Source organism: Erwinia sp. OLFS4, from assembly GCF_002752165.1.
Classification (GTDB): domain Bacteria; phylum Pseudomonadota; class Gammaproteobacteria; order Enterobacterales; family Enterobacteriaceae; genus Izhakiella.
Genome location: NZ_MOMB01000089.1, coordinates 1 through 3,261, shown reverse-complemented (window position 1 = coordinate 3,261; position 3,261 = coordinate 1). Strand labels below are relative to the sequence as shown.

Sequence of the window (3,261 nt, the reverse complement as noted above, 5' to 3'; positions counted from 1 at the left end):
TATCGAAATAACGCTGGGTTATCTCAGCCGCTACCGTTTCCCGTTTTGTTGCACTGGCCCAACGGCGTAGCTCAATGCAAATGGCTTCATGATTGATTTCCATAAGTCAGTTTTTATGCTCCTGGTGATGTACTCTGATGATCTGGTGGTAGGCCATCAGTTGGATTTGGGTAAAGATCGGGCCGCAACTCGTGTGGAGTTACTCCAGAAATTTCGTAGACCTTTAAAACACGGCCTGAAGGTACGTTGCCCTTGTACTTATTTTTCCATCGGCAAACAGATTGCTCGGATATTTCCAATTGCGCCGCAAAACCCCGCAAAGATCCTGCGGAGTCAATAGCACGCTGTAATGCAGTTTTCATCATGGTTAAACCTCAGTGTTAATCGCGAATAAATTAAACCATGAGTTTAATAAAATAACAACCAAAAGATCATTTCTTAGTCACAACCTTTGGTTTATACTTTTGATATGAAAAAAGAAAAATCTTCTTCTATGCCTCCTGTGGCAGAGCGGCTCTACACATTGATGAAACGATCTGGGGTTAACAAATCCGGGTTGGCAAGAATTTGTGAGGTAACACCACAAGCGGCGGGTAAGTGGTTCACTACAGGTAATATCAGCAAAGAATCAGCCTTAAAAATTGCGGAAGCTTTTGGTGTGTCGTTAACTTGGTTACTTGGCGATGAGCTATCCGAGAACTCGGAACCAATTGAGGATGATTTCAATCCCATAGAACTTAGTGACAGACAGAAAACTCTTTTGAAGCTTTTCGAGCGGCTACCAGAAAGTGCAAAGACCAATCACATTGCAGCTCTGCAAGAGATGGTTGAAAATTATGATAGTCTATTCAAGGAGTTATTAAAATCACGCAATATCGATGAGATAATGAAAACCAAAAAAGATAACTAATCTCCCATATCTCCCCTACTAAGCCGACTTGAGTCGGTTTTTTTTCGTCCAAAATTCAGGTAATTACAACCATCGGTTTAACTTTTATGAGATTCAAGGTTGAAATAATTTTAAACTGGTGGTTTAATCAAACCCATCAACGGCAAGCAGCCAATGCGATAAGGCAAGGAAAGCCCACGAAGTAGCTACCGGCGAGCGTATGAAACACCGGGTGAATCGCGAGAAACACGGCACAGCAGGCTGATATGGGTAAAAGTTCTGACACCCCGGAAAGACGGGCGAGGTATGACCAATCACGTTATAAGCGAGGAATGACCAATGGCGACCAGATCAAATATCAATGTAAAAGTCGGTGACATTTATCACTGCGTCTACTGTCACTGGGATGGCTATCCTGAACATCACGCCCCAATTCTGACAGCGCATTACAATTCTCAGGAATTAGCGGAAAAGCTGGTTTCACATGGAGATATATCCTCTCTGGAAAATAGCAGTGACCAGCCGGAGGGACATTCCTTCAGCACTCCAGTTAAGGGTTACACCGTTTACTATGGCCGTGATCGTGGAGAGAGTAATACTGATTTTAAAAAGAAAAATAAACCGCTAACTCAAGAAGAATACTCATATATATGGGACGGTGAAAAGTGGTTATTTTTAGACTGCCATAAAGAAGAAAAGCAACTAAAGCACGCAATTTCACTATAACCAGTTTTAGCTGATTGTGGTGACGGAGAACCGACCTCTTATAGCTATGTGCATAAAGTCCATGATTACCGCCCACAATCAGCTAAATTCCAAATAAAGAGAGGAATGAAAAATGGATTACGCTAATACTCCAATTGACGCTCTGGTTTTTCTATTTAATAGACGCGGCTATGAATACTACTGTGATGGTGACGAACAGAAATACCACCCAGTAGTAGACGAAAAAAATTAAGCCGCCAAACACCAGGGGAATATATGCAACAACTATTATTCGCATTAGTTGTAACAGTATGTCCTGCGCATGAAACATGCAAAGACGTTATTTATGAAATTTATGATTCTAAGCAGGAGTGTGAAAACGTTATTTATGAGAGGCGTATTTTTAACGGCAACTGTTACGAAGTAGAAAGCATCATCCATCAGAAATAAACCCCTCTTACTTTTTCATGGGCGTTAATGTGTGAGGCTTTATAAACACGAATACATACAGGAATAAAGATATGTTTGAACTTGATGAATTTCAATCAACTGTATTACGTCAATTTATCGATTCCCAATGGAGTGACTTTGTTAAACATTGTGATGAGGTAGGCAACGATGGGCTATCACTCGCTAACGAAATTAGCGTAGCGATTGGCGGCGAGGAAGAGTAGCCGTAAAAAGGCCCGCACAAGGCGGGCCAGTCTACCGGCTTAACGTCCCGTTGACGGCGGAGTCAGCGACCAAACCGACTCCAGCGAGGTATGACCAATGGCTTCTACCATTGGACTCAGGGAGTATAACACTACGAGGTAATCATGCAAACAACCCTTCCATCATCGATCAACAAGGTATTATTCATTGCAGCGCAAAAATATTCCTGGGAAGAAGACTTCAGCATCAGGGTTTTAGATTATGAGCCAATAAGCAATGACAATGTAGCAACTATTTTATTAACAACTCATGATTTATCAATTGACATACCATCTATCGATTTAACACAAGGGGAAATTAATCATCTGGAGGAATCGAAAAGAAAAATACTTTCCGATGCACATGCAAAGGTACAGATTATTGAGGGAAAAATTCAATCCTTACGTTGCATTGAACATAAATAAGCGAGGAATGACCAATGGCATTATATATTTGTGGGTTTATACCAAAGAAATCAGCATTAGCCAACGGAACCATAGCGCTTGCTATTGCCGTTGAGGCTAAAAATGAAAAGCTGGCCGAAATGAAAGCCTCTGTCGCATTAGAAGAAAGTTTCCCTGACTCAGGAAATAACTACTTCAAACCTAAAATTAGTCTTCATCGTGACGGCGTAGAGCATCCATCTGTTAATGAATTCGATGAAGAATGGATGGCAAATCACACATGGAATGAAGAAAATAAATGTTTTGATTTAATAGTAACAAAAGACCCAAATAACAAAGAACCTGTCGTTATTTTCGATCTTCCGGCAGATGTTCGAATTGCCTATATCGTTATGTATGGCGCAGTGCCGGAAACTGTAAATCAGGAGTATTTGTCCAACGCTTACGACATGCTGAATGACGAAGAAGCACCGGAAGATATTCGCGCGGTGATAGATGGCCTTTGCCGCGTTACCGCCGTTAAAAATATGTTCCCTGCATCCGTTGATAATTTGCTTACCGCCCTCCGCG

General features: G+C 41.5%; 6 protein-coding genes and 1 pseudogene. 6 read left to right on the top strand and 1 reads right to left on the bottom strand.

The window, feature by feature from the left end:
* Positions 1 to 113 precede the first annotated feature (113 nt).
* Positions 114 to 365: a YdaS family helix-turn-helix protein gene (locus BL249_RS18560; RefSeq protein WP_446717728.1), complete on the bottom strand. Its 252-nt coding sequence runs from the start codon at positions 363 to 365 to the stop codon at positions 114 to 116.
* Positions 366 to 469: 104 nt separating this feature from the next.
* Between BL249_RS18560 and BL249_RS18555 the strand changes: the two genes are divergently transcribed.
* The 6 genes and pseudogenes from BL249_RS18555 to BL249_RS18535 all read left to right on the top strand — a co-directional run.
* Positions 470 to 910, top strand: coding sequence for a helix-turn-helix domain-containing protein (locus BL249_RS18555; protein WP_099707665.1), 441 nt, complete (start codon positions 470 to 472; stop codon positions 908 to 910).
* 318 nt (positions 911 to 1,228) lie between these two features.
* Entirely contained in the window at positions 1,229 to 1,615 is a 387-nt protein-coding gene (locus tag BL249_RS18550; RefSeq protein WP_099707664.1) for a hypothetical protein, read from the top strand.
* A 255-nt stretch (positions 1,616 to 1,870) separates the two neighbouring features.
* Positions 1,871 to 2,044, top strand: coding sequence for a DUF1482 family protein (locus BL249_RS19535; RefSeq protein WP_099707663.1), 174 nt, complete (start codon positions 1,871 to 1,873; stop codon positions 2,042 to 2,044).
* A gap of 71 nt (positions 2,045 to 2,115) precedes the next feature.
* Complete coding sequence (locus tag BL249_RS19080; protein WP_158233136.1) at positions 2,116 to 2,268, top strand: hypothetical protein; 153 nt, start codon at positions 2,116 to 2,118, stop codon at positions 2,266 to 2,268.
* Positions 2,269 to 2,412: 144 nt separating this feature from the next.
* Positions 2,413 to 2,712: a hypothetical protein gene (locus BL249_RS18540; RefSeq protein ID WP_099707662.1), complete on the top strand. Its 300-nt coding sequence runs from the start codon at positions 2,413 to 2,415 to the stop codon at positions 2,710 to 2,712.
* Between the two features lie 14 nt (positions 2,713 to 2,726).
* Positions 2,727 to 3,261: pseudogene (locus BL249_RS18535) on the top strand (hypothetical protein); the annotation flags it as partial.